Source organism: Nostocoides australiense Ben110 (assembly GCF_001050535.1).
GTDB lineage: Bacteria > Actinomycetota > Actinomycetes > Actinomycetales > Dermatophilaceae > Nostocoides_A > Nostocoides_A australiense.
The window spans coordinates 3417392-3419376 of the sequence record NZ_HG764815.1; the positions used below are offsets into that span (position 1 = coordinate 3417392).

Below are 1985 nucleotides of genomic sequence, written 5' to 3' on the forward strand. Positions count from 1 at the left end.
GGCGGCCGTCTCCGGGGGTCCAGCCGGCGTCATTGCGATTGACCGAGTCGGTGCGGTTGACGGGGTCGGTGATGCTGCGGCCACGCTCGTCGGCAGCAGCACGTTCGGCGCGCAGGCGCTCGGCGGCGGCGGCTTCCGAGGCGCGCTGGTTCTCGGCGGCCTCCCGCTCGAGTTCCTTGCGCTCACGACGACGGCGGGCACCGGCGCTGATGCCGGCCCGGATCAGATAGAGGCCGATTCCCAGGGCGCAGGCCAGACCGAAGCCGATGAGCAGCAACGCCATCGGCGAGAACCCGATGGTGACACCGAGCGCGGTGAAGTCGACGGTGTGATCGCCCACCATGTCCATCAGGGCCAGATAGAGCCACGTGCCAGCCAGGGCCGCGAGAAGGATGAAAAGCAAACCGAGCACGATCATCGGGATCGAGCACTCCTTCGTGTCTGCCGACCCAGGAGCCCGGGTTCGACTGGTGTCCCGGCGTGCTGCCGGTCGGTCCACCGGTTGCAGGACCGTGCCAACAACGGTAGCCGGGCGCGGGCGATTCCCGGCTCCTGGCGTCCGGACGAGTCACGTCTCCCGACTCACGTCACGGACGCGGGACTCCCTCCGCCCGGGGACCACCACCCGGCTCCGGCGGGACCCCGCTCCGCGGATCCCGCGCGCTCAGCCGGGCCTTCTCACCCGGGCCTGCTCAGCCCGGACCGCGCGCCAACTCGCCGAGCACCAGGTCGAGCACGGTGATCGCCCCGGGCTTGTCCAACGGCTCGTTGCCGCTGCCGCACTTCGGCGACACCACGCACCGGGGGCAGCCGCGCTGGCACGGGCACTCGGCGATCAACGCGCGGGTCGCACTCAGCCACTGCGGCAGGATCTCGAACCCCCGGGCGGCATAGCCCGCGCCGCCGGCATACCCGTCATAGACGAGGATCGTCGGTTCGCCCGTCGCCGGGTGGCACGCGCTCGACACCCCGCCGATGTCCCACCGGTCGCACGTGGCGAAGAGCGGGAGCATGCCGATCGCCGCATGCTCTGCGGCGTGCAGCGCGCCGGGCACGACCTGGGCCGGCAACGCCTCGCCCACCAGGTCGGCGGGCAGGATCCACCACACCCCCTCCGTCACGAACTCCCGCACCGGCAGGTCCAGTTCGTGCCGGCCGATGATCTCGCCGCCCGGCAGCCGCCGCATGAAGGAGACGACCTGGGTATGCACCGTGACTTGTCCGCGGCATACGGTCAGGCTCCCCGACAACTGCGCCGCATCGGGGGTCGCGAAGGTGAACTCCGAGCGCGACTGCGCTTGCGTCGACCAGCCCGGGTCCCCGGCGGCGACGGTCGCGCTCGCCCGTTCCAGGTCGAGGTGGGTCACGACATACGTCTGTCCTTGGTGCACGTGAACTGCGCCCGGGTGGACCTGCAGGTCGGCGGAGGCAGAGTCGATCGTGCCGATGATCCGCCCGCTTGCTCCTTCGACGATGGCAACCACCTCGCCTGCCGTGCGCAGCGACCCGACCGCGTCCGGGCGGGTGTCCTGCGGCCAGAACCAGCCGCCCGGGCGGCGGCGCAGCTGTCCGGCGGCGACGAGCTCGTCGAGCGCCGGCCACATCCCCGGCCCGAAGACCCCCTCGTCCGCCTCGGTGATGCGCCGCTCGTACGCCGCCGCGATCAGGTGGGGCGGCAGCAAGCGCGGGTTTCCCGGGTTGACGACGGTCCGTTCCACCGGTTCGCCGAAGATCGCCTCCGGATGCTTCATGAGATAGGCATCGAGCGGGTCGTCGGCGGCCACGAGGACGGCCAGCGCCGCGGACCCGCGGCGCCCCGCCCGTCCGGCTTGCTGCCACAACGACGACAACCGTCCGGGCCACCCGGCCATGACCACCGCGTCCAGGCCGTGGATATCGATCCCCAGCTCGAGAGCATTGGTCGCCGCCAGGCCCCGCAGAGTCCCGGCGCGCAGGTCCCGTTCGAGCGCCCGCCGCTCCTCCGG

General features: G+C 71.9%; 2 protein-coding genes. Both read right to left on the reverse strand.

Annotated elements, in window-relative coordinates; genetic code table 11:
• On the reverse strand, positions 1–418 hold a 418-nt coding region (locus tag BN11_RS24155), incomplete at its 3' end, for a hypothetical protein (RefSeq protein WP_048699468.1).
• Between the two features lie 274 nt (positions 419–692).
• A partial coding sequence (locus BN11_RS16640; protein ID WP_048699469.1) for a DEAD/DEAH box helicase occupies positions 693–1985 on the reverse strand: 1293 nt, incomplete at its 5' end.